At 69.0% G+C, this 23730-nt stretch carries 20 protein-coding genes; 8 read left to right on the forward strand and 12 right to left on the reverse strand.

What is annotated here, in order from left to right; genetic code table 11:
* Positions 1-31 precede the first annotated feature (31 nt).
* From ACFOWZ_RS32895 to ACFOWZ_RS32915, 5 genes are all read right to left on the reverse strand, one after another.
* Positions 32-748 (reverse strand): hypothetical protein, encoded by a 717-nt coding sequence (locus ACFOWZ_RS32895; protein WP_382377851.1) that lies wholly within the window; start codon positions 746-748, stop codon positions 32-34.
* A 55-nt stretch (positions 749-803) separates the two neighbouring features.
* Positions 804-2018, reverse strand: a complete 1215-nt coding sequence (locus ACFOWZ_RS32900) for a GNAT family N-acetyltransferase (RefSeq protein WP_382377852.1) — start codon at positions 2016-2018, stop codon at positions 804-806.
* A gap of 41 nt (positions 2019-2059) precedes the next feature.
* Positions 2060-3412 carry an aldehyde dehydrogenase family protein gene (locus ACFOWZ_RS32905; protein WP_382377853.1) on the reverse strand — a complete coding sequence of 451 codons (1353 nt, stop codon included), beginning with the start codon at positions 3410-3412 and terminating at the stop codon, positions 2060-2062.
* Positions 3413-3495: 83 nt separating this feature from the next.
* Positions 3496-4341: a DNA-3-methyladenine glycosylase family protein gene (locus ACFOWZ_RS32910; protein ID WP_382377854.1), complete on the reverse strand. Its 846-nt coding sequence runs from the start codon at positions 4339-4341 to the stop codon at positions 3496-3498.
* A 36-nt stretch (positions 4342-4377) separates the two neighbouring features.
* Complete coding sequence (locus ACFOWZ_RS32915; RefSeq protein ID WP_382377855.1) at positions 4378-4986, reverse strand: mycothiol-dependent nitroreductase Rv2466c family protein; 609 nt, start codon at positions 4984-4986, stop codon at positions 4378-4380.
* Between the two features lie 173 nt (positions 4987-5159).
* Here ACFOWZ_RS32915 and pepN point away from each other — a divergent pair, with 173 nt between their 5' ends.
* From pepN to ACFOWZ_RS32930, 3 genes are all read left to right on the forward strand, one after another.
* Positions 5160-7721 carry an aminopeptidase N gene (gene pepN, locus ACFOWZ_RS32920; RefSeq protein ID WP_382377856.1) on the forward strand — a complete coding sequence of 854 codons (2562 nt, stop codon included), beginning with the start codon at positions 5160-5162 and terminating at the stop codon, positions 7719-7721.
* Between the two features lie 72 nt (positions 7722-7793).
* The gene (locus ACFOWZ_RS32925; protein WP_382377857.1) at positions 7794-8405 is read left to right on the forward strand and encodes a GNAT family N-acetyltransferase; all 612 of its coding nucleotides are present in this window, start codon (positions 7794-7796) and stop codon (positions 8403-8405) included.
* Entirely contained in the window at positions 8380-9966 is a 1587-nt protein-coding gene (locus tag ACFOWZ_RS32930; protein WP_382377858.1) for a GNAT family N-acetyltransferase, read from the forward strand. The genes ACFOWZ_RS32925 and ACFOWZ_RS32930 overlap by 26 nt, the downstream gene beginning before the upstream one ends.
* A gap of 40 nt (positions 9967-10006) precedes the next feature.
* Here the strand turns inward: ACFOWZ_RS32930 and ACFOWZ_RS32935 are convergent, their stop codons facing one another.
* Positions 10007-10486, reverse strand: a complete 480-nt coding sequence (locus tag ACFOWZ_RS32935) for a DUF5130 family protein (protein WP_030468195.1) — start codon at positions 10484-10486, stop codon at positions 10007-10009.
* Positions 10473-10718, reverse strand: coding sequence for an aa3-type cytochrome oxidase subunit CtaJ (gene ctaJ, locus ACFOWZ_RS32940; protein ID WP_030468196.1), 246 nt, complete (start codon positions 10716-10718; stop codon positions 10473-10475). The genes ACFOWZ_RS32935 and ctaJ overlap by 14 nt, the downstream gene beginning before the upstream one ends.
* A 607-nt stretch (positions 10719-11325) precedes the next feature.
* On the opposite strand from ctaJ, the gene ACFOWZ_RS32945 reads away from it, so the two are divergent.
* Positions 11326-11712 carry a DUF2345 domain-containing protein gene (locus ACFOWZ_RS32945; protein WP_382377859.1) on the forward strand — a complete coding sequence of 129 codons (387 nt, stop codon included), beginning with the start codon at positions 11326-11328 and terminating at the stop codon, positions 11710-11712.
* Between the two features lie 14 nt (positions 11713-11726).
* Here the strand turns inward: ACFOWZ_RS32945 and ACFOWZ_RS32950 are convergent, their stop codons facing one another.
* Positions 11727-12395, reverse strand: coding sequence for an HNH endonuclease (locus ACFOWZ_RS32950; RefSeq protein WP_382377860.1), 669 nt, complete (start codon positions 12393-12395; stop codon positions 11727-11729).
* 151 nt (positions 12396-12546) lie between these two features.
* Between ACFOWZ_RS32950 and ACFOWZ_RS32955 the strand changes: the two genes are divergently transcribed.
* From ACFOWZ_RS32955 to ACFOWZ_RS32970, 4 genes are all read left to right on the forward strand, one after another.
* Positions 12547-14643 carry a prolyl oligopeptidase family serine peptidase gene (locus ACFOWZ_RS32955; protein WP_382377861.1) on the forward strand — a complete coding sequence of 699 codons (2097 nt, stop codon included), beginning with the start codon at positions 12547-12549 and terminating at the stop codon, positions 14641-14643.
* A gap of 32 nt (positions 14644-14675) precedes the next feature.
* Positions 14676-15569, forward strand: coding sequence for a mechanosensitive ion channel family protein (locus ACFOWZ_RS32960; RefSeq protein WP_382377862.1), 894 nt, complete (start codon positions 14676-14678; stop codon positions 15567-15569).
* A 138-nt stretch (positions 15570-15707) separates the two neighbouring features.
* Positions 15708-16091: a globin gene (locus ACFOWZ_RS32965; RefSeq protein ID WP_030468201.1), complete on the forward strand. Its 384-nt coding sequence runs from the start codon at positions 15708-15710 to the stop codon at positions 16089-16091.
* A gap of 57 nt (positions 16092-16148) precedes the next feature.
* Positions 16149-17741, forward strand: a complete 1593-nt coding sequence (locus ACFOWZ_RS32970) for a glycoside hydrolase family 13 protein (RefSeq protein WP_382377863.1) — start codon at positions 16149-16151, stop codon at positions 17739-17741.
* On the opposite strand, the gene ACFOWZ_RS32975 is transcribed toward ACFOWZ_RS32970, so the two are convergent.
* The 4 genes from ACFOWZ_RS32975 to ACFOWZ_RS32990 form a co-directional block, all read right to left on the reverse strand.
* Positions 17705-18160 (reverse strand): hypothetical protein, encoded by a 456-nt coding sequence (locus ACFOWZ_RS32975; protein WP_382377864.1) that lies wholly within the window; start codon positions 18158-18160, stop codon positions 17705-17707. The two genes, ACFOWZ_RS32970 and ACFOWZ_RS32975, sit on opposite strands and share 37 nt — an antisense overlap.
* A gap of 53 nt (positions 18161-18213) precedes the next feature.
* Positions 18214-19578, reverse strand: a complete 1365-nt coding sequence (locus tag ACFOWZ_RS32980) for a CHAP domain-containing protein (RefSeq protein WP_382377865.1) — start codon at positions 19576-19578, stop codon at positions 18214-18216.
* Between the two features lie 127 nt (positions 19579-19705).
* Entirely contained in the window at positions 19706-22522 is a 2817-nt protein-coding gene (locus tag ACFOWZ_RS32985; RefSeq protein WP_382377866.1) for an AfsR/SARP family transcriptional regulator, read from the reverse strand.
* A gap of 86 nt (positions 22523-22608) precedes the next feature.
* Complete coding sequence (locus ACFOWZ_RS32990) at positions 22609-23721, reverse strand: low temperature requirement protein A (protein ID WP_382377867.1); 1113 nt, start codon at positions 23719-23721, stop codon at positions 22609-22611.
* Positions 23722-23730: the final 9 nt, after the last annotated feature.

Here is a 23730-nt window from a genome sequence, read left to right on the forward strand (position 1 = left end):
AGCGGCTGGAAAGTGCTCAGTTCGTGAGCACTTAAAAATCGAACCCGCCGCCCATGTCGCCGAAGTCGAAGCCACCGGCGTCGCCCATGTCCGCGGCACCGCCCATGTCGCCCATGCCCATGTCCGCCATGCCGTAGTCACCGACTCCGTGCATGCCGGAGAACATGGCGTCCATCAGCAGGAACGTGCCCACGCCCCATGCACCGGCCACCAGCGCGGGCTTCCACCACGGCTCGGAGTACCAGCCACGCGGCACCGGGCGCCCAGCGACCATGCCACCGGGGTAGTAGTAGGGCGTGCCAGCGCCGGACTGCGGCGACGCGGCGTACTGGTGGCCCTCGACGCTGACCTGGCGGTCCTCGCTCACGGCACCCGCCTGCCGCTGCCCGGCGCTCTCCGGCAACGCGGGTCCGGGGTCCATGCCCATGGCCTCACGCGCCGCGCGCACGTAGTGCAGACCTTCCATCGCGGTCTCGGTGACCAGCCGCGCCTGCGGAATCGTGCGGGCCTGCTCCATCTGCGAGCCGGCCGCGGTGAAGCGCTCGGACGCGTCCGCCAGCGCCTGTGTGGACGCGGAGTTGGTGCCCGTGAGGCTCATCACCTGCCCGCCGAGCCGCTCGACCCACCGACGTGCCTCCGCCTTGGCGTCGTCGAGCTCACGCGCCTTGCGCGCGTTGCTCTGACTGACCAGGTAGAACACCCCTGCGACCAGCAGTACCAGCACGACAACCCACACGACGGTGCCCACGGTTACCTCCCACACCAGGTAAACCGTCAACGAGTGAACGACGGGCGTAGTTCCGTCAGAACACCTCAGGGCAATGCGGCTCTTCCGTACCGATGAACGCCAACGTCAACATGTCCACGTGTCCTGGCGTGTGTTCCACCACGCGGTGTGCACGCTTGAGCACGGAAAGCCGTACACCGCCGAGGAAAACGCTGCCGAGTGCGGCCGCGTCGAGAGAGACGTCCGCCGGATCCTCGGTGCGGGTGACGACCGCTTCACCACCCTTGACGGTGAAGCGCCAGCGGCCGGAGTTCCACGGGCAGAACGAGTCCTCGACCTCGATCACACTGTCCACATCGGACGAGTAGCGCCGCAGCGGCAGCGCGCGGTCGACGTCGACGATTCGCAGCCACAGCGCATCGACGAGGTCACGGCTCACCTGCCGCGGGTTGCCGACCATGTGCAGGATCGGGTCGTCGGCGGCGGTGTAGAAGGAGAGCTCGGCCGTCAGATCGGTGTCGAGCAGGAACCGGTACAGGTCCGCGTACGCCTGCTCGGTCTCGCACACCAGCTCCCGCACGTGCAGCTCGTCCTGCGGCCCGCGCGGACTGCGGCCGCCCTTGACCCGGAACACGACGTACCCCTCGGGGTGCAGGCAGTAGCGGTACGCGGTGAGTCCGTCGCGGTCGACCTCGCGGTCGGCGAGCTGCACGTCCCACGTCGCCTCGACGCGGTTCAGCCAGCCGACGCGCGTGCGGCGCACCCGGTCGTGCATCTCGCGCATGAACGGCATCGCCTCCTCGCGGCTCACCTGCCGGATGCGGGTGCCGCTCACCGGGACGCCGGGGTGGAACGCCACCCGCGTCGGCATCGTCATCCGGTTGAGGCTGGTGGCGAGCTCGCCGTAGCCGAACCGGCGGTAGATCGAGCCCTCCGACGCCCAGAGGATCGCGATCGGCTCACCCGACTCGTGCAGGCCGTGCAGCTGGGTCTTCATCAGCAACGACGCGACGCCCCGGCGCCGATGGCCCGGTTTGACCGTCACGACGGTGACCGCGCCGGCCGGTGCCTGAAGACCACCCGGAACGGTGATCTCGCGGGTCAGGATCCCGGCGGTGCCGATGATCTCGTCGCCGTCGAGGACCACGTGCGCGCGGTCGTGCTCGATCACTTTGAGCCACTTGCTGTCCACGCCGCGGGGGTCGTCGTTGAACGCCCACGCCATCACCCGTTGGAACTCGGGGATGTCGGATTCGGTGATGGTCCTGATGCTCAGCGCCGAGTCAGCCATGGCAGCAGTGATACGCCGCCACGGCGTGACTCGCAGCTCAATTACCGCTGGACCGACTTGATCTCGCAGAACTCGTCCAGGCCGAACCTGCCGAACTCGCGGCCGTTGCCCGACTGGCGGTAGCCACCGAACGGCGCGCTGGTGTTGAACGCGGCGGCGTTGATGTCGACCTGACCGGTCCGCAGCCGCTTGGCCACGCGCAACGCCCTGTCGGTGTCGGCGGAGAACACGCCGCCCGCCAAGCCGTAGATGGTGGAGTTCGCGATCCGCACCGCGTCGTCCTCGTCCACGTACGGCATGACCGACAGAACCGGCCCGAAGATCTCCTCCTGGGCGATCGTCATCTCCGGCGTGACGTTGCCGAACACCGTCGGCGTGACGTAGAACCCTTGCGGCAGAGGCGATTCCGGCCCACCGGCGGCAAGTCGCGCGCCCTCCTCGACACCCTTGCGGATGTAACCGATCACGCGGTCTCGCTGGGCCTTCGACACGGCCGGTCCGATGCGGGTGGACGGGTCCGCGGGGTCGGCCGGCGTGTACTTGGCCGCGGCCTGGGCCGCCAGTTCGACGGCCTCGTCGTGGCGGTCGGCGGGCACGAGCAGCCTGGTCCACGCGCTGCACGCCTGGCCGTTGTTCATGAACGAGTTGGCGACCGCGATCTTCACCGCCCGGCCGAGGTCGGCGTCGTCGAGCACGATGCACGCCGACTTGCCGCCGAGCTCCAGCGCGACCCGCTTGACCGTCTCGGACGCCACCGCGGACACCCTGCGCCCGGCCTTGGTCGAGCCGGTGAACGACACCATGTCCACGTCCGGGTGCGCTGCGAGCGCCTCACCGACGACCGGCCCGGTGCCGTGGACGAGGTGGAACACGCCCGCCGGCACGGCGCCCACGATGATCTCGGCGAGCAGGTCGGCGGTCCGGGGCGCGAGCTCGCTCGGCTTGAGCACCACGGTGTTGCCCGCGGCGAGCGCCGGCACGACCTTCGCGACCATCTGCTGCAACGGGAAGTTCCACGGCGTGATGGCGGCGACGACACCGATCGGCTCGCGGAAGATCAGCGAGTTGCCGATCTCCTCGGGCTCGAAGTAGCCGCTCTCCAGCACGTCCGCGACGCCCTCCGCGATGGCGATCGGGTTCGCGACCTGGACCTTCTGGCTGAACGTGATGGGCGTGCCCATCTCGCTGGTCATGGTGGCGGCGAGCTCGCCCGCGCGCTCCTCGAGGCCTTCGACGACGGTGCGGACGATCTTCGCGCGCTCGTCCACCGAGGTCTGCGACCACGCCGGGAAGGCGGCCACCGCGGCGGCCACGGCCGTGTCGACGTCGGCCGGTGTGCCCTCGGCGAGCGTGCCGACGACTTCCTCGGTGGCGGGGTTGACGACCTCGATCACGAGAGCCCTCCAGGCGGATGTGACACTTGATGCACTGACGGCCTCCAGGGTGTCACATCGGGTCGCGGTGCACGAGGGGCGACTCACCCACTCGAAGCCGCCACCAGACCCGCGAGCCGCCGCTCCCGCAGCACCCTCAGGTGCACCGCCGCCCACGTCCGGTACGGCCGCCACGCCTCGGACACCTCGGCCAACGGCCGCCCGTACCGGTGAGCCACCTCGTCGGTCAGCCGGGACTCGTTGTGCGGCACGGCATCCGGCGCGTTCGCCCCGCGCAGCACGACCAGCTCGGCGGCGAACGGGCCCAGCCCCTTGACCTGCTGCACAGCCAGAACGGCCGCCGCGGGCTTCATCGAACGCAACGTCACGGCGTCCAGCAGGCCGTCGAGAGCCGCCTCGGCCACCGCGCGCAGGTACTCGGGCTTGCGACCGGGCAGGTCCAGAGAAAGCCCCAGCAGCTCCGCCGGTGCCGGGAACACGCCGTCACGGGACAGCGAGGCCTTCAGAGCGGCCGCCTGCGTCACGCGGATCCGCTGCGACAGCACCGACCAGGCCGCGGCCTCGTACGGCGAGTAGAAGCCGCACGGCCGCAAGCCGGGTAACGAGGCCTGAGCGGCGGCGATCACCGGATCGCGCGCACCCACCTCAGTCCAGGCCCGGCCGTCGACGTCCAGGGACAGGAACCGGCTCACCTGCGCCGCCGCCAGGTCGAGGTCGCCGGCGCCGGACAGGGAAAGAACAGCTGTGGCGCCGCGCTGGGTCACCGAGACCGAAGCACGACGCCACTCACCCTCGACCAGGAACGTCGCCTGCAGCGCCTCGCCTTCGCGCGCAGGCAACGCCGATGGTGTGAAGCCCTCCCAGAAGGCCCGGGACGTCGCCAGCGACCAGGGCCCCTGAACCGCGACTTCGACGTGGTGGTGTGCCATGGTCGAGGACGTTAGCGAGCACCACCGACAAAGAACTCAGCTGAAGTCCAGCTCGCCCGACCTCGTGCGCTTCAGCTCGAAGAAGTACGGGTAGCCGGCGAGCAGCCGGGCGCCGTCGAAGATCTTGCCGGCCTCCTCGCCCCGCGGGATCTTCGTGAGCACCGGACCGAAGAACGCCACGTCGTCGATGTGGATGGTCGGCGTGCCGACGTCCATGCCGACCGGGTCCATGCCGCGGTGGTGGCTCTTCTTCAGCTCGTCGTCGAAGTCGGTCGACGTCGCGGCGTCCGCCAGCTCGGCGGGCAGCTCGGCGTCGGCCAGCGCCAGCTTGATGACTTCGTCGAAGTCCTTGTTGCCCTCGTTGTGGATCCGGGTGCCCATCGCCGTGTACAGGCGCGGCAGCACCTCGTTGCCGAACTTCTGCTCGGCGGCGATGGCGACGCGGACCGGACCCCAGCCCTTGGTCATGAGCTCCTTGTACTGCTCGGGCAGGTCGCGGCCCTCGTTCAGCACGGAAAGACTCATCACGTGGAAGCTCAGGTCGATCTCGCGGACCTTCTCCACCTCGAGGATCCACCGGGAGGTGATCCAGGCGAACGGACAAAGAGGGTCGAAGTAGAAGTCGACCTTCGCCTTGTCGGCCATGCGTGCCCCTTCAGTCGCGTTCTGTCGCGTTGGGTGCGGTTATCGCCCCATCAGCCCAACCAGATCACCCTGTCATCTCTTCCCGGACGCCGGTTCCGTGATTGGATGCGGGAGTCATAACCATTCCCGACGACGTCAGCGCGTAACCAAACGCGTGGCAGACGAGGTGACCAGTGGCCGCGCCCAACCTCACCCGCGACCAGGCTCAGGAACGTGCTGAGCTGCTGGAAGTGGAGTCCTACCGGATCGAGCTGGACCTGACCGACGGCGGCGGAAAGCCGGGTACGGACACGTTCCGCTCCACCACCACCGTGGTGTTCCGCAGCCGGACTCCGGGTGCTTCCTCGTGGATCGACATCGTGGCGGCGACCGTGCACCGCGCTGTGCTGAACGGCGGCGAGCTGGACGTCTCCGACTACCGCGAGGAGGACGGCGTCAAGCTGCCGGACCTCGCGGAGACCAACGAGCTCACCATCGAGGCCGACTGCCGGTACATGAACACCGGCGAGGGCCTGCACCGGTTCGTCGACCCGGTCGACGGCGGTGTGTACCTGTACTCGCAGTTCGAGACCGCGGACGCCAAGCGCATGTTCGCGTGCTTCGACCAGCCCGACCTGAAGTCCGTCTACTCGATGAAGGTGACGGCGCCGCACGACTGGAAGGTCATCTCGAACGGCGAGATCACCGCCACCGAGGACGGTGAGGGCGGCGCGGACGTGCACACGTTCGCCACCACCAAGCCGATGTCGACCTACATCGTCGCGCTGGTCGCCGGGCCGTACGCGGAGTGGCGCGACGAGTTCGTCGAGGGCGACTTCCGCATCCCGCTCGGCATCTACTGCCGTGCCTCGCTCGCGCCGCACATGGACGCCGAGCGCCTGTTCACCGAGACCAAGCAGGGCTTCGGGTTCTTCCACAAGGCGTTCGGGGTGCAGTACCCGTTCGGCAAGTACGACCAGTGCTTCGTGCCGGAGTTCAACGCGGGCGCGATGGAGAACGCGGGCTGCGTCACGTTCCTGGAGGACTACGTCTTCCGCAGCCGCGTCACGCGCTACCTCTACGAGCGGCGCGCGGAGACCGTGCTGCACGAGATGGCGCACATGTGGTTCGGCGACCTCGTGACCATGCGCTGGTGGGACGACCTGTGGCTGAACGAGTCGTTCGCCACCTGGGCGTCCGTGCTCGCGCAGGCCGAAGCCACCGAGTACCGCCAGGCGTGGACGACGTTCGCGAAGATCGAGAAGTCGTGGGCGTACCGGCAGGACCAGCTCCCGTCGACGCACCCGGTCGCCGCGGACATCTCCGACGTGCAGGCGGTCGAGGTCAACTTCGACGGCATCACCTACGCCAAGGGCGCTTCCGTGCTGAAGCAGCTCGTCGCGTACGTCGGCCTGGAGAACTTCCTGGCGGGCCTGCGGGTCTACTTCGCCAAGCACGCCTGGGGCAACGCGACGCTCGCGGACCTGCTGGGCGCGCTGGAGGAGGCGTCGGGCCGCGACCTGTCGTGGTGGAGCGCGCAGTGGCTGGAGACGACCGGCCTGAACCTGTTGCGTCCCAAGTTCACCGTTGACGCCGACGGCCGCTTCACCGAGTTCGCGGTGCTGCAGGGCGGCGCGCGTCCCGGTGCCGGTGAACTGCGCACGCACCGCATCGCGATCGGTGTCTACGACGCTGACTCTTCGGGCAAACTCGTCCGCACGCACCGCCACGAGCTCGACGTGACCGGCGACCGCACCGAGGTTCCGGAACTGGTCGGCGTGCACCGCGGCAAGATCGTGCTGGTCAACGACGACGACCTCACGTACTGCACGATGCGCCTCGACCCGGACTCGCTGGCCGGGCTGATCGACCACATCTCCGACATCGCCGAGCCGCTGCCGCGCACGCTGTGCTGGTCGGCCGCGTGGGAGATGACCCGCGAGGCCGAGCTGAAGGCCCGCGACTTCGTGAACCTCGTGCTCGGCGGTCTGCACTCGGAGTCCGAGGTCGGTGTCGTGCAACGGCTTCTGCTGCAGGCCCAGACCTCGCTGTCGTCGTACGCGGACGACTCGTGGCGCGCGGAGGGCTGGCGCCGGTTCGTGGCGAAGGCTCTGGAGCTGGCGCAGGCGGCCGAGCCGGGCTCGGACCACCAGCTGGCGTTCGTGAACGCGCTGTCGTCGTCCGTGCTGGACGAGTCCACTTTGGACGTGCTGCGCGGCTGGTACGACGGCAGCGCGGTTCTGGAAGGCCTGGACGTCGACACCGACCTGCGCTGGCGTCTGCTGCAGGCCCTCGTCGCGCACGGCAAGGCGGACCTGCCGGAGATCAACGCCGAGGAGGAGCGCGACCCGACCTCCACCGGCCACCGCCGCGCGCAGCAGGCCCGTGCCCTGCGCCCGACGATCGAGGCCAAGGACGAGGCCTGGGACCGCGCGGTGAACGACGACGACCTGCCCAACGCGGTCAGCGAGGCGATCATCGCGGGCATCTCGCACCCCGGACAGAAGGAGCTGCTCGCGCCGTACGTCGAGCGCTACTTCGCCGACGTGAAGAGCGTGTGGGACCGCCGCACGTCCGAGCGCGCGCAGTCCATGGTCGTGGGCATGTTCCCGGCGTGGTCGATCGCCAGGTCCACTGTGGAGGCCGCGGACGCGTGGCTCGCCGACGAGCACCCGCCGGCGTTGCGCCGCCTGGTGTCCGAGGGGCGTGCCGGCATCGTGCGTGCTCTGGCGGCTCAGGAGTTCGACCGCTCCTGAAAATCGCTCGATGATGACGGCCCTGTGGCGCTTCGACGCGTCACAGGGCCGTCCCGTCTCTTGGGGGAAGTTGTGAACGAACTCGTGAAGCGCTGGTGCGCGGGCTGGACCAAGGCCGACGGGCTGGTGGGACACGAAGGCCCGGGGTGGCTGGAGATCCGCGTCGACCGGCCGGGCCGGCGCATCGAACGCGTCGTCACCGACGAGTCCACCGTGACCGGACTCACCGCTCTGACCGGTCAGGACGACTGGCTGACCGTGCCGACGAGGTCTCCGGAAGCCGTCACGAAAGCCTTGCAGGGTGCCGGTTTGACCGTGCGCGCACCGGAGACGTTCATGCGACGCACGCTCGCCGATCATCCCGCTCCGCAACCGCCCGATGGCTACTCGGTGGTGGTGACGCGCGAGAACGTCATTGAAGTCCGCCTGTTGCACAACGGCGCACCAGCGGCGAGCGGACTGATGGCCGTGGTCGGTGAAGACGCTGTGCCGCACCGCATCCAGACGTCACCGGAGCACCGGCGCCGAGGCCTCGGCAGTGTCGTGATGGGCGTGCTCGCCCAGGAGGCCGTAGCGGACGGCACGACGACCGGGCTGTTGTTCGCTTCGGACGACGGCCTGCACCTCTACCGCAGGCTCGGCTGGGAGGAGGTCGCCGATGTCGTCATCGCCCGCAGGGACTGAGACCCTCGTGGAGCGCTGGCACCGCGGCTGGATCGCGGCTGACCAACTGACTTCCCACTACGAGGACGGCTATCTGGTCGTCGACGTCAAGCGACCTCATCGGCGGGCCGAGTGGATCGCCACCGACGAGGCGAACGCGACGGCGGTGGCCCACCGCGTCGCTCTCAAGCGCGAACCGACCTGGCTCAGCGTGCCGACGCACTCGCCGGAAGCGGTGTGCCGGGCCGTGGAGAACGCCGGACTGGTGGTGGCCCGGCCGGATGAAGCCTTCATGCGGTGCACGCTCACCGGCCACCCGAGGCCGTCCGTCCCAACCGGATACACGGTGGAAGTGGAGCGCACGTCCGTGATCCAGGCGCGGATCCTGTCGTCGACCGGTGAGGAGGCGGCGAGCGGCCTGATGGCCGTGGTCGGTGAAGACGCCGTGGCGCACCGCATCTGGACCGAGCCCGAGCACCGGCGGCGTGGCTTGGCGAGCGTGCTGATGGGTGCCCTGGTGCACGCGGCGGTGGCAGAGGGCGCGACGACCGGGTTGCTGTTCGCCTCAGCCGAGGGCGCACACCTCTACGCCCGGCTCGGCTGGGAGAAGGTGTCCGACCTCGTGGTGGCGCGCAACGACCGCGCCGACGTGCAGCCGTGGGTGGACCTCGGCACGGTCGCACGACAAGCGTGCCTCGACGACACCACCGGCCTGGGTCCGGACGACGTGGTCGAGGGCGAACGCGAGATGGAGGGGCTGTTCGTCACCGACGAACCAGGCTTCCACCTCGCGCTCGGCGAAGCCCTGCTGGGACCTGGCCGGCACTTCGGCCGCACGCTCGACGAACTGCGCGTTCACCTCGCCGCCCGCTCCGGCTTCACGCTGAAGAAGTGGCACCAGTGGTACGTCGCCTCCGCGGCGATGCCGACGTACTTCGAACGCGTCTTCGCGCTGCTGAACGAGTACGGCGTCCTGGACAGCAGGCTGTCGGCCCTGGTGGCCGAACACCACCCGCACTTCCTGCTGTCCCGTCAGGTGCGCCGGTGGTACCAGGCCTGGTGCAAGACGATCGGCCGCAAGCCCCGCAACCCGTCGCACAACATGCTTCCCGGACGGGACGGAGAGGTCGTCGTGGCCAGTTCGGACTCACCGAACTACCACGTGAGCGTCAACACCGAACACGCGGACCGGCTCGTGTACCCCACGATCGACGTGGACGACGTGCTCACCTACGCCCGTCTCCGCGGTCGTCCCGCGGGTCCGCTGGAGAAGTTCCTGCGCACCGATCTCACCGCGCCCACCGAGGTTCCGGAGGGCTGCACGGTGTCGGTGACGCGCGGCGAGGTGATCTCGGTGCGGATCACCCGTGACGGCGAGCTGGTCGGGTCCGGCACGATCGGCGTGCACGGCGAGGACGCGGCTCCGCACGACATCAGCGGCCAGTTCGAGGTGGTGCTCGGTGTGCTCGTCGACGAGGCGCGGAAAGCCGGTGCGCGCACGGGGTTCGTGATCACCGCCGAGCCCGGCCGCTACCAGGGCTGGACCCAGGTCTCCGACGTGGTGATCCTGCTCAAACCGTAAAGGCCCCCGGCGCGTGCACCGGGGGCCTTCACAACGGAGATCAGGAACGCGGTGCGTTGCCCGCCTGGTCGGTCAGCATGCGCAGGCCCGACACGAGGCCGCCCGCGAGGTCGCCCTCCTTGAAGGACGCCACCATGCTCATCACCGCGAGCTTGGCGCCGCGGTCGGGGAGACGGCGGTGGGACTCCTCGCCGGTCACGACCTCGACGACGCGCTCGCCCGGCGACACGGCCACCAGGACGTGGTGCGACGGGCGGTCGGTGGAGGCGTGCAGCTCCTCCGCGCGCTCGCGGGAGGACGAGCCGAGCTCGCCCAGGTACACGCTGAAGTCGAGGCCGGTCGTGCGGCTCGACAGCGTCAGCGCCTCGTCCAGCTGCGCGAGCTGGGTCGGCGTGAACGGCAGCTCCGGCGCGTGCGGCTCGTACATCTTCGCCACGGACACACGGCCGCTGTTCGTCACGACGGCACCGACCGGCAGCGTCGACGGGTCGACGGCCTCGATCGCCTTACCAGTTGCCACGGGCACCTCCCTTGGCGGTCGAGCCCGAGGTAGCGGGCTCGGCGGCGCTGTGGTGCTCCGCGCTCAACCCGGCCGGGTTCGCGCTCCACCACACCGGGGCGTAGCCCCACTCCTGGCCGGGCCGGTACCGGGGAATCCGGGTGGCCTTTGGCCTCACCGTCAGCAGCGTGATCACGCCGTAGATCGCCAGCGGGATCAGCGCGAAGACGAGAACGGTCTCCACGATGGTCACGGCGGGTACGGTAGCCCAACTCACCCGCGCGTGAGCGGCCGGGCCAGCGTGATCGCGATCAATCCCACGATCGAGCCGCCTAGCAGAGCTCCGGCCGCCGTGGACGCGACATGGTGCGGAACCACCGGTTCGGCGAGACCGAGCACCTGGATGGAGCAGAGCGCCGGTCGTGGCCGTGCAGAACGGCTGTGATTGCGGCAGCAACTACCAGTGACGGCGGGTCGACGGGCTCATGCGGTCACGAGCGCGGGCCGCACGCTCCGGTCACGCGTTCTGGGGTATGACGCATATCACGTTCCTCTGGCTCGGAGGCTACGCAGCGTGCCGATACCGGCCAGTAGAGGCAATGAGTGCTCTCGTGCGGCGCAGCGGTTACACCCGGTCAGTCCTCACCCGGTCGGATGCGAACGGGTGCCGGTTTGGGGTCTTGTTCCCGGATCACCCACCTCTTAGCTTTTCACCTATACGGGTCTTGCGCACCCGTCCCGAGAGTCCTGGAGGACACAAAATGTTCACGATGACCCGCCCCCAGGCCGTGACCTTCACTCTTCTGAGCTACAAGGACGATTCAGTGCGTATTACGGCAAGTGACTCCGTCCGGATCACGATGGACGACTCCGTTCGGATCACCGCCGACGATTCGGTCCGGATCACGGCGTCCGACTCGGTGCGCATCACGATGGACGACTCCGTGCGCATCACTGCCAGCGACTCCGTGCGCATCACCGCCGAGGACTCGGTCCGGATCACCATGGACGACTCGGTGCGCATCACCGCCCACGACGACTCCGTCAGGATCACGGCGCTCGACGACTCGGTCCGGATCACCGCGCTCGACGACTCCGTGCGCATCACCGCTCAGCAGGACAGCGTCCGCATCACCGCGCGTGAAGACTCCGTGCGCATCACGATGGACGACTCGGTCCGCATCACGGCCCACGACGACTCGGTGCGCATCACGGCGCGCCAGAACGACTTCTCCCTCGCGGCCTGACCCGGAAAGCCAGATCAGGCCGCGGGTTCACCCAGGTACGGCAGCCACTGCGGATCAGCCTCGGCCACCCCGGCGAGCAGCCGCCAGTGAGGACCACGTGGCGCCGCGGGAACGACGCGCAGCCGCCAGCCCAGTTCGGACAGCAGCTTGTCCGCCTTGCGGTGGTTGCACTTCGCACAGCAGGCGACGCAGTTGGTCCAGGCGTGAGGTCCGCCACGAGAGCGCGGCACGACGTGGTCGATCGTCTCGGCCCGCCCGCCGCAGTAGGCGCAGCGATAACGGTCCCGGTGCATGAGCCCGGCACGGGTCATCGGCACACGACCGCGATAAGGCACCCGCACGTAGGTGCTCAGCCGGATCACGGACGGCACGAGCACCTCGGACTTCGACGAGTGCAGCACCAGCCCGGAGGCGTCTCCGTGCACGACTTCGGCCTTGCCGCACACCACCAGGACTACCGCCCGGCGCAGTGACAGGGCCGTGAGCGGCTCGAACGTGGCGTTCAGCAGCAGGACCTTGCGTCTTCCCCAGGGGAAAATCGCCGGTGTCTGACCGGAACCTCCCCCGTCTCGCTCCCCATCGGGCACTGCCCGCAGTTCGGCCTGTTTTCGGCATGGGGGCACCGTCGGCGCCGTCTCGCCGGCCAGCGAGGCGCCGATAGGGGTCGGTTGTCGGTCTGGCACGCGACCACCTCCACCGGTTCAGCCATAGGAGACCACACTTACCAGCAAAAAATCACGTGTGATAAGTGACGCGTCATGGATGTGTGATCAAACCCGGGGTGAACCAGCTCCCTATCGGAGATGGTTTTCATCGCCCGCTACCCTTGACAAGGTGACAGAGGCACCTTCCACTCCACTGCCTGCGACGATCACCTACCCGATCGCCGAGCGGCTGAACCTCGCCGAGCAGATTCACGGGCGCGAAGTCGCCGATCCGTACCGCTGGCTCGAGGACACCGCGGACCCGCGCACGCAGGCGTGGTCGCAGGCGCAGGACGTGCTCGCACGCTCCTGGCTGGACGCGATGCCGGGCCGCGCACGCCTGAGCGAGCGGCTGAAGGAGCTGATGCGCACGGGTTCGGTGTCCACCCCGACCTGGCGCGCGGGCAGGGCGTTCTTCACGCGCCGCGGTCCCGAGCAGGACCACCCCGTCGTCGTGGTGCGCGAGACCGACGGCACCGAACGCGTCCTGCTCGACGTCAGCGCGCTCGACCCGTCCGGCAGGACCACTCTGGACGGCTGGTCCCCCAGTCTCGAAGGAACGCGGCTGGCCTACCAGGTCTCGATCGGCGGCAACGAGCACTCGCTGCTGCACGTCATCGACGTCGAGACCGGCGAGCTCATCGAGGGCCCCATCGACCGGTGCCGCTACTCCGCGATCGGCTGGCTGCCGGGCGGTGAGGAGTTCTACTACGTACGCCAGGTCGACCCGGCGTTGCTGCCCGACGACGAGAAGCTGTTCCATCGGCGCGTGTGGCGCCATCGCGTCGGCACCGACCCGGACACGGACCTCAACGTGCACGGCGACGGCCTGGAGCACACCTTCTACTACACGCTCAACCTCTCGCAGGACGGCCGCTGGCTGATCGTGAGCGGTGCACCGAGCACGACGAAGCACGACTCCGTGTGGATCGCGGACCTGCACGGCGACGGCGCGCTCAAGCCCGTGATCCTGTCCGAGGCCGGCGTGCAGTGCTCGGCGTTCGTCGCGCGCGACGGCAGGCTCTACCTGCACACCACCCTGAACGCGCCACGGCAGCGCCTTTGCGTCGCGGATCCGGCGAACCCCACCGAGTGGACCGAGCTCATAAGCGAGGAACCGGACTCCGTGCTGGACGGTGTGCGCTGGCTCGACGGCGACCTCGTCGTCGCCCGCACCAGGCACGCGGTGTCCGAGCTGCACCTGCACGACGCCGCGACCGGTGCGTACAAGCGGCAGATCCCGCTGCCCGGCACGGGTTCGGTGCACGGCATGTCCGTCGTCGACGCGCACACCGGCCACGACCAGGACACGGTGTGGTTCGGGTGGACGGACTTCGTGACACCGCAGTCGGTGTACCGCTTCTCGACGTCCACCGGCGAAACGGTGCTGCACGAGGCCGCGCCGGGCCGCGTCGAGCTGCCGGCCGTGAAGACGCAGCAGATCGCATACACGTCCAAGGACGGCACCACCGTCCGCATGTTCGTCGTGAGCGGCGAGCAGAAGCCCGACCTGCCCCGTCCCGCGCTGCTCACCGGCTACGGCGGCTTCGCGATCGGCCGCGGCCCCGGCTACAGCGCGACCACGCTGGCCTGGGTGGAAGCGGGCGGTGTGTGGGTGCACGTGTCGTTGCGCGGTGGCGACGAGGAGGGCGAGGACTGGCACGTCGCCGGCATGCGCGCCAACAAGCAGAACGTGTTCGACGACTTCCACGCGGCTGCGGAACGCCTGGTGCGCGACGGCTGGACCACGCCGCAGCAGCTGGCGATCATGGGCGGTTCCAACGGCGGCCTGCTCGTGGGCGCCGCGCTGACCCAGCGGCCCGAGCTCTACGCCGCCGTGGTGTGCTCAGCGCCACTGCTGGACATGGTGCGCTACGAGAAGTTCCTGCTCGGACGGTTGTGGGCCGACGAGTACGGCAGCGCAAGCGTTTCCGAGGAGCTGGGCTGGTTGCTCTCCTACTCGCCTTATCACCGAGTGGTAACGGACGTTGAGTACCCTTCCGTGTTGTTCACGGTGTTCGAGTCGGATTCTCGTGTGGACCCCAACCACGCCAGGAAGATGTGCGCGGCACTGCAGCACGCTTCGTCAAGTGATCCGACCAAGCACCCCGTGCTGATCCGCCGCGAGACCGAGGTCGGTCACGCGGGCCGTTCGGTCAGCCGGACGGTGGCTCTCGCCGTGGACCAGCTGACGTTTCTCGCGAATGCCACTGGCATGGAGTTGTAGGAGGGCACGACCACGTGTTGGCGCAGAGTCCAGTGGATGACGCCGCGAACAAGACCGCGCAGGCGGTCAAGTTCTTCGAGGAGTACGGGCCCGCGATCCTGGCGGGCGCGATCAAGATCGTCCTGATCCTGATCGCGGCCTTCGTGATCAGGGCCATGCTCCGCAAGGTCATCGACCGGATCACCACGCCGGGCAAGGAAGGCAAGAAGCCGGGTCTGCTCAAACCCTTGAGAGAACGCGCTCCGCAGGCGCTCGGGAACCTCGTCTCCGAGCGCCGCGAGCAGCGGGCGAAGACCATCGGCTCGGTGCTGAAGTCGATCGTCACGATCATGGTGTTCGGCATCGCGTTCCTCGAGATCATGATCGTCATCAAGCTCGACGTCACGCCGGTGCTGACCTCGGCCGGCATCCTCGGCGTCGCCATCGGTTTCGGTGCCCAGAACCTGGTCAAGGACTTCCTGTCCGGCATGTTCATGCTGCTGGAGGACCAGTACGGCGTCGGTGACGTCGTAGACCTCGGCCCGTCGATCACCGGCACGGTCGAGGCGGTCGCGCTGCGCACCACGACGATCCGGGACACGGGCGGCACGGTCTGGTACGTCCGCAACGGCGAGATCCTGCGCGTCGGCAACTCGTCGCAGGGCTTCGCGGTCGCGGTCGTCGACCTGCCCCTCGGCTACGGCGCGAACCTCGCAGAGGCGACCAAGATTCTGGAGCACAAGGCGGCGGAGGCCACCGCGACGGAGCCGCTGTCCAAGGACGTCACCGCCAAGCCGGACGTCCTCGGCGTGGAGAAGTTCACCCCGGACGGCATCACGCTCCGGGTGACGGTGAAGACGCGGCCGGGCCGTCAGTGGGCGGTCCAGCGCAACCTGCGCGCTCAGCTGATGCCCGCACTGGAGGAAGCCGGCTTCACCGCGAAGTGACCGCGCACGGCGCAGGGTGAGTTAGAACACCCATTCGAGACGGTGATCACCCGGCGTCCTGCCAGTTCACACCCCTATGGCGAAGCGAACAGCCGGGGCGGCCTGCGCGCGGTGGCTCGCGTGAGTCAGGATGGACGTGTGGGCAACCCCGTGAGCTTCTTCGAACAGGTCGGTGGCGAGGAGACGTTCCACCGCATCGTCGCGCGCTTCTACAAAGAGGTGAAGGCCGACGAGATCCTCCTCCCCCTGTACCCGGAAGAGGACCTCGGACCTGCGGAAGAGCGACTACGGCTGTTCCTCATGCAGTACTGGGGCGGCCCTCACACCTATTCGGAGAACCGGGGCCACCCGAGGCTGCGGATGCGTCACGTGCCGTTCAAGATCGGACCGATCGAACGCGACGCGTGGCTGCGCTGCATGCGGATCGCCGTCGACGAGGCCGGCCTGGACGAGGCACACCGCAAGCAGCTCTGGGACTACCTGGAGATGGCCGCGAACAGTCTGATGAACAGCTGGTCCTGAGCGCCCATCACCCGAACGGGTCCTTTCGCAGCGATACGAATGGCAGGATGACCCCCCGTGCGACGATCCTCCGACCTCACCCCCGAGATCGCCGAAGAGGCCGCCTGGTGGCGTGACGCCGTCTTCTACCAGGTGTACGTGCGCTCCTTCGCCGACTCCAACGGCGACGGCGTCGGCGACCTCGACGGCATCCGGTCCCGCCTCGGCTACCTGGAACTGCTCGGGGTCGACGCCCTGTGGCTCACCCCGTTCTACCGCTCGCCGATGGCCGACCACGGCTACGACGTCGCCGACCCGCGTGACGTCGACCCGCTCTTCGGCGACCTGGCCGCGTTCGACCGGCTGGTGGCGGACGCGCACGAGCACAACATCCGGGTGACCGTCGATCTGGTCCCGAACCACACGAGCGACCTGCACGAGTGGTTCCAGGAGGCGCTGCAGGCCGGTCCCGGCAGCATGGAGCGGTCGCGCTACATCTTCCGCGAGGGCCGCGGCTTCGACGGCTCGCAGCCGCCGAACAACTGGGTCTCCGTCTTCGGCGGCCCCGCCTGGACCCGCGTGCCCGACGGCCAGTGGTACCTGCACCTGTTCGCGCCGGAGCAGCCCGACCTCAACTGGGACCACCCGGAGGTCCGCGCCGACCTGGAGCACACGCTGCGCTTCTGGCTGGACCGCGGCGTCGACGGCTTCCGCATCGACGTGGCGCACGGCATGGCCAAGCCCGAGGGCCTGCCGGACATGGAGATCCGCACGCAGGTCCCCGGCGTGCTGTCCGACGACGCGCACGACCCGCGCTTCGACAACGACGGCGTGCACGAGATCCACCGCATGATCCGCAAGGTCATGGACGGCTACCCCGGCACCATGGCCGTCGGCGAGATCTGGGTGAAGGACGACGAGCGCTTCGCCGCCTACGTCCGTCCCGACGAGCTGCACCTGGGCTTCAACTTCCGCCTGGTCGAGGCGGGCTTCGACGCCGACGCCGTGCGGTCGGCCATCGAGCACTCGCTGGGCGCCGTGGCTCTCACCGGCACGCCCGCCACGTGGACGCTGTCCAACCACGACGTGGTGCGGCACGTGACCCGCTACGGCGGCGGTGCGCTGGGCGAGCAGCGGGCCCGCGCGATGACGCTGGTCGAACTGGCGCTGCCGGGCGTGATCTACCTCTACAACGGCGAAGAGCTCGGCCTGCCGAACGTGGAGCTGCCGGACTGGGCCCTGCAGGACCCGACCTGGGAGCGTTCCGGCCACACCGAGCGCGGCCGTGACGGCTGCCGCGTGCCGATCCCGTGGGAGGGCACGACCCCGCCGTTCGGGTTCTCCACGGCGGTGAACACGTGGCTGCCGCAGCCGAACGAGTGGGACCACCTCACCGCGGAGGCCCAGCTCGAGGACCCCGGTTCCATGCTGTCGCTGTACCGCGAGGCGCTGGAGCACCGGAAGTCCAACGCGGCGTTCTCCGGCGAGGAGCTCGAGTGGTACGGCGCCCCGGCGGGCTGCTTCGCGTTCCGCCGCAAGGGTGGCGGGCTGATCTGCGCTTTGAACACGTCGGGTGCGTCCGTGCCGCTGCCTCCCGGGCAGGTGCTGCTGTCGTCCGGCCCGATGGACGGCGATCAGCTGCCCCCGGACACCGCGGTCTGGCTCGTCTGACCGGCTGAGGCGGCCGCGAGCAGCGGCCGCCGGTAGGGCTTGTAGTTGTCGGCGCGGTCGTCGTACGGGTACGGCACGACCCTGATCGTGGTGCCGCACCCGCCGCGTTGCTCGAAGGCCCAGTACGACTCGCGGCGGACGTCGGCCCAGCCCACGAAGATCGTGGCGTGCCGCGTGGTGCGGTCACCGTTCGCGTCGATCAGCACGTCCCCCGGCTGGAGCTCGTCCTTCGTGATGGGCGTGCTCACCCCGACGAGGTCGACGGTGTTGAGGCCGCCGCGGGCGCAGGTCAGTCCCCACGCCATGGAGACGTAGCCGGAGCAGTCGGTGCGGTAGGTGCCGTGTTCGTTGGTGTGCAGCGCTTCCTGGCTGTACGGCACGCCGACCCAGCTGGCGGCCCTGAGCAGGATGTCGTTCATGAATGCGCGAGGGGGCCGCGGGATCTGCATCCCGCGGCCCCCTCGTCCCCCGATCAGTAGTTGGTCAGCTGGAACTCTGCGACGCCGCTGGTCTGGTTGACCCAGGAGCCGTACGGGCCGCCTTCCTTCACGGTCAGCGCGCCGTTGTCGGTCAGGACGCCGATGCGTCCGGCCTTGGCGTCGACCTCGATGGCCTTCGCGGAGCCCAGCTGGTTGATCCAGCCCGCGTAGAGGGTGCCCTGCTTCACCGTGGCCAGGCCGTCGTTGAACACGACACCGATGTAGTCGCCGGAGAGGTCGAAGTCCTTGACGTTGTTGGTCTGCTCGACCCACGAGCCGTAGAGGCCGCCGTCCTTGACGGTGAGCGAACCGTTGGTGCGCAGCGCTCCGATCCGGTCAGCCGCGATCTCCAGGTCGGCGACGTCACCGAGCTGCGTCGTCCAGGTCTCGTAGAGGTTGCCCTTCTTCACGTACGCGGTGCCGTCGTTGCTGACCACACCCAGGTAGTCGCCGGAGAGCTCGACTTCCTTGGCGTTGCCCATCTGCTCGACCCAGGTGCCCTGCGGGCCGCCTTCCTTCACCGCGACCGTGCCGTCGGTGCGCACGATGCCCACGCGGCCCTTCGACGACTCCAGCGAGAAGTCCTTGACGCCACCGGTCTGGTTGTACCAGGTCTCGTAGAGGTTGCCCTGCTTGACGAACAGGTCACCGGACGTGGTCAGGACACCGATCATGTCGCCGTCCACTTCGGACTTCACTACACCGCCGCTGTACTCGTTGAGCCAGCTGTCGTAGAGGTTGCCCTCCTTGACGTGCACCGAGGAGTCGTTGAAGCGGACGCCGATGCGGGACACGGCGGAACGGACGTTGCCGGCCCCGACCGGGCTCACGAACGCGGAGATGGTCTGACCGTTGATCACCTGGCCGACGCGGCCGACCCCGGTCGAGTACCGGACGGTCGAGTTCATCTCGGTGGTGCCCCCGGAGTTGCCGTTGATCGCGCGGATCGTGCCGTCGGCGTTGACCGCGTCGACGAGGGCGACGTGCTTGGCCCTGCCGGCACCGAAGTAGTCGTAGACGATCGCGTCACCGACCTGCGGGACGTAGGACGCGTCCTTGTGGATCGTGCCGTTCTGCTCGCCGTAGAGGTAGAAGCTGCCCGCCGCGGGGTTCAGCCGGTCCGTGTAGAGGTTCCGGTTGCCCCAGACCCATCTGGCGAAGTCCGCGCACCACGCGTGCTGGAGGCGGCAGCTGTCCATGAAGCCGCGTCCACCGAGGCTGTTGGTGTCGCACGTCGTCTTGCCGAGGTTCGCCGCGGCCAGGTCGCGGACGTCGGTGCGGGTGTCCGCACTGGCGGGAATCGCACCGAGAGCGAGGATCACGCCGGCGATCGCGGTGGTCATCGTCTTGCGGATCATGACTGGTTCCCCCTGCTGTCACACGAGGCGGTGAGCACCCCCAGGTAGCTCACCGGCTCGTCATCTGCTCTCGGTGCGATGGACCAAGACTCGGGGACGCCGCTGAAAGAAACCTCAGACCGGTCTTTCAGAAAACTTTCAGAACGGACAGCGAAGCTTCACCCTGACGAGCTTCCTGCAGGTCACGGGCAGTTCGCTCACGCCAGACGGGCAGGCCCAGCGCCTCCCACCACTGCAGCGAGCGCTCGAGGCGTCGCACCGCCTCGGCGTAGTCGCCGTCCGCGAGGTGCAGCTCGCCGAGGGTGCGCAGGACGAGGGCCTGGCCGAAGCCGTCGCCCATCTCGTTGCACACGGTCAGGCTCGCGAGGAGCTCCTCGTGCACCTCGGCACCGCGTCCCTGCCGGATGCGAACCTTGGCGAGCGCCTGCACCGCGTAGGCGGACATCAGCGGGTCGTCCATGCCGCGCAGGAGCGTGACCGCCTCCTCGCACCACCGGGCGGCGTCGTCGAGCCTGCCGGCGGCGCGGTGGACGATGCCGACCGACCTGACCGCGATGGCCCTGGCCCTGTCGTCACCGAGCTCGGTGTAGAGGCGGACGGCCTCCTCGCACGCGTTCAGCGCCTCGGTCAGCTCGTCCTGCTCGGTGAGCACGCGCCCGAGCCCGTGCAACGCCTGGGCGCGCAGCTGAGGTTCGGTGAGATCGGCCAGCGCGCGGTCGAGGGAGGCACGTGCGTCGGCCAGCTGACCGGTCTCGCGCTGCACCGTGCTGAGGTCGAGCCACACCTTCGGGTCCTCGCGCAACGCGAGCGACTGCTGGTAGCAGGACGCGGCCTCGTCGAAGCGGTCCTGCTCGTAGCGCAGCCAGCCGAGTCCGGCGAGCAGCCTGGCCTCACCGTCGGTGTCACCGGCGCGGCGGGCGGCTTCGAGGGCCGCGGAGTGCGTTCGCCACCACTGGCCGAACAGGTTGCGCACGGAGAACCGCGACGAGCACAGCGCGGCCGCGAGCCTGGTCGCGACGTCGGTCAGATCCAGTTCGCTGACCCGTTCCACGACGCCGACGAGCCCGGTCTGCTCGGCGTCGAACCACGCCTCGGGGTCGGCGAGGATCTCGTCGACCTGGTCGGCGTCGAGGTGCGGGTTCACGACGTCGATGTCGAACGTGGCGTGCGGCATCCGGCTGCCCGCGGTTTCGACCAGCGCGAGCCACGCCTCGGCGGCGCGGGTGGCGGCGGTGGCGAAGTCCGTCTCCTCGGACTCGCCGCGCTCCCTGGCGAACGCCCTGGTCAGGTCGTGCAACCGGTACCTGTCGCCGCCGGTGTCGTCCAGCAGCTGCGCGTCGACGAGCCGTTGCACGACGTCTTCGGCGTCGTAGCGGTCGCAGCCGAGCAACGGCCCGACGACCCAGCCACCGAACGAGGAGACGTCCAGCAACCCGAGCCGCCGCAGCGCTGCCCGTTCGGTCTCCTCCAGCCCGTCGTAGCTCAACGCGAGACTGCCGCGCACTTCGAGATCGCCCAGCGTGAGTTCCTGCAGGACGCGGTGCTGCACGCGCAGCCGGTCGGCGAGCCTGCGCAGCTGCCACTGGGGCCGTGCGGCGAGCCGGGCGCCCGCGATGCGAAGGGCCAGCGGCAGATGTCCGCACAGCCGCACGATGTCGCGGGCCTCGTCGAGCTCGGCTCCGACCCGCCGGTTGCCGACGACGGTGTCGAGGAGCTCCAGCGCCTCTTCGTCGTCGAGAACGCCGAGGTCGAGCTGAGTCGCGCCCTCGAGCGCGCTGAGCCGCTCTCGGCTCGTGACAAGCACAGCGCTCGTGTGTCCGCCCGGCAGCAACGGCCGCACCTGGCGTTCGTCCGACGCATCGTCCAGTACGACGAGCACGCGCCGGTTGGCGAGCAACGAGCGATAGAGCTGTGTGCGTTCGTCGATGTCCTGTGGCAGGTCCACGACGCCGAGCGCGCGCAGGAACCCACCGAGCACTTCGGCGGGATCGGACCTCACGGTCTGCACTCCCCGCAACGACGCGTAGAGCTGGCCGTCGGGGAAGTCGTCGCGCAGCAGGTGGGCGACGTGCATGGCGAGCGTGCTCTTGCCCGCGCCGGGCTTGCCGTAGACGGCGCACAGCCGTGAGCCGGTCGCCTCCTGCCTGAGCTTCTTGAGCAGTTCGGCGGTCTCGGTGCGTCGCCCCGTGAAGTCGGCGATGTCGAACGGCAGCTGGCTCGGCCGGGTCACCTCGACCGGTTCGGGCTGGTGGTCGTCACCCTGGAGGACGAGGTCGTGGGCCTGCCGCAGCTCCGCGCCGGGTTCGAGGCCCAGCTCCTCGTCGAGGACGGTCCTGCCCTCCTGGTACACCGCGAGGGCGTCGGCCTGCCGTCCCGCCTGGTGCAGCGCGCGCATGAGCTGGGCGCGCAACCGTTCGCGCAACGGCTGCCCGGCGACCAGGCTCGTCAGCTCCGCGATGTCGGTGGCGTCACCGCGCTGAAGCTCAGCCTCGACCCGTTCCTCGATCGCCGCGTACCGCAGCTCTCCCAGCCGTGCGCGTTCGTTGTCGGCCCACGTCCCCTGGGCGCCGCCGAGCGGTTCGCCCCGCCACAGGCCGAGAGCCTCGCGGTAGAGCGCGGGATTCTGCTCGGACCGTGCGCGTGCCACGAGGTCGACGAACTTCTTGTGGTCAGTGGTTCCGTCGAGCCGGTAACCGCCGGCGTCCCGGCTGATGACATCGACCTTCAGCGACCGGCGGATCGACGACACGTACGTGTGCAGCGCCGCGCGCGCGGTGTCCGGCGGGTCCTCGCCCCAGACGGCGTCGATCAGCGAGTCGACCGGCACCGTGCGGCCGGCTGACAGCGCGAGGACCGCGAGCAGCGTCCGCGGCTTCGGCCCTCCCACCGGCAGTGCCCGGCCCCCGTCGACGACCTCGATCGGTCCGAGGAGGCGAAACTCCACTGGTCAACCCCCAGAGCTAGTCGTTCGTCCTTAGTAAAACGTCAGGGGGCCTGGAACATGACGCCGGAGCGGAAGTGCGATCCGTATCACACGGCCCGTTTGCCCTCCACCACCAGAAGTACACCGAACACGAGCACGAGCGCGGCGAGTTGGGCGATCGCGAGCCACAACCCGATCGGCACGGTCGCGAGTGCCGCGATCACTGCGGCGGTCCGCCACGTGTTGCTGCCGATCCGCAGCCGCCACCGGAAGTAGATCTCGCCCAGCAGGAAGATCGCCGCGCCGCCACCCAGCGCCAGCGCTCCGCTGAAGTAGAGGTGCTCGGTGGCGTGCCCGATCGTCTTCTTCACCCCGACCGCGACGACGACGATGCCGAGCAGGATCGGCGCGTGCGCGAACCCGAACGCCGAGAGCGCCGCACGTGCACGGTCGGACGGCGTCATGCTCGCGAGGTTGTGCTCTGCGCGCGCGTCCTGCTCACGGCCGAAGTAGCACCACCAGAGCTGGTAAACCAATGCGAGACCGAGCAGGGACGCCACGACGAGCTGCAGGTTGATCGGCAGTCCCGCCGCCCCGATGCCGATGGCGATGATCGACTCGCCGAGCGCCACGATGACCACGAGCCCGTGCCGTTCCACGAAGTGGGCCGACCTGATCTGGAACTCGCCGTGCCGCCGGTTCACGTACGGCGACAGGATCATGAGCACGACCGCCGCGGTCCACGCCACCGCCCGCCACGTGCTGGGCAGGAACCCACCGACGAACACCAGTCCCGCCGACCCGAGGTTGAACGGCGCGAGCCTCGCCATGGCCGCCGCCGATCCCGGCCCGGCCGCCGAGATGAACAGCCCGGAGTGCACCAGGTTCACGATCAGGTACCCGATGCCGAACGCGATTCCGGCGGTGCCGAACGCGTTCGGCACCGCCAGCGCGATGACCAGGAATCCGCCCATGCCGCCCATGAGCAGCAACCGCCGGAGAGTGGTGTTCGGCGGGACGGCGTTCGTCAGCCAGACGTACCCGAAGTACATCCAGAGGATCACGAACAGCATGATCACGATCTGCGCGAACCCCAGCGGCGACGTGTCGTCCGCCAGTTTGCCGGTCAGCTGCGTGATCGTGAAGACGAAGACCAGGTCGAAGAAGAGCTCCAGCGTGGAGACGCGGTACTCGATCTCCTCGTGCGTATCGGCGGACACGCGCGACAT

Source organism: Lentzea rhizosphaerae (genome assembly GCF_042649515.1).
In the GTDB taxonomy this organism is placed as follows: Bacteria; Actinomycetota; Actinomycetes; order Mycobacteriales; family Pseudonocardiaceae; genus Lentzea; species Lentzea aerocolonigenes.

Coding starts and splice junctions, on each gene's coding strand:
- ACFOWZ_RS32915 (WP_382377855.1), bottom strand. CDS start 4,986: ATGGCCGACAAGGCGAAGGTCGACTTCTACTTCGACCCTCTTTGTCCG.
- ACFOWZ_RS32980 (WP_382377865.1), bottom strand. CDS start 19,578: ATGATCCGCAAGACGATGACCACCGCGATCGCCGGCGTGATCCTCGCT.
- ACFOWZ_RS32900 (WP_382377852.1), bottom strand. CDS start 2,018: ATGGCTGACTCGGCGCTGAGCATCAGGACCATCACCGAATCCGACATC.
- ACFOWZ_RS32930 (WP_382377858.1), top strand. CDS start 8,380: ATGTCGTCATCGCCCGCAGGGACTGAGACCCTCGTGGAGCGCTGGCAC.
- ACFOWZ_RS32975 (WP_382377864.1), bottom strand. CDS start 18,160: ATGAACGACATCCTGCTCAGGGCCGCCAGCTGGGTCGGCGTGCCGTAC.
- ACFOWZ_RS32910 (WP_382377854.1), bottom strand. CDS start 4,341: ATGGCACACCACCACGTCGAAGTCGCGGTTCAGGGGCCCTGGTCGCTG.
- ACFOWZ_RS32945 (WP_382377859.1), top strand. CDS start 11,326: ATGGACGACTCCGTTCGGATCACCGCCGACGATTCGGTCCGGATCACG.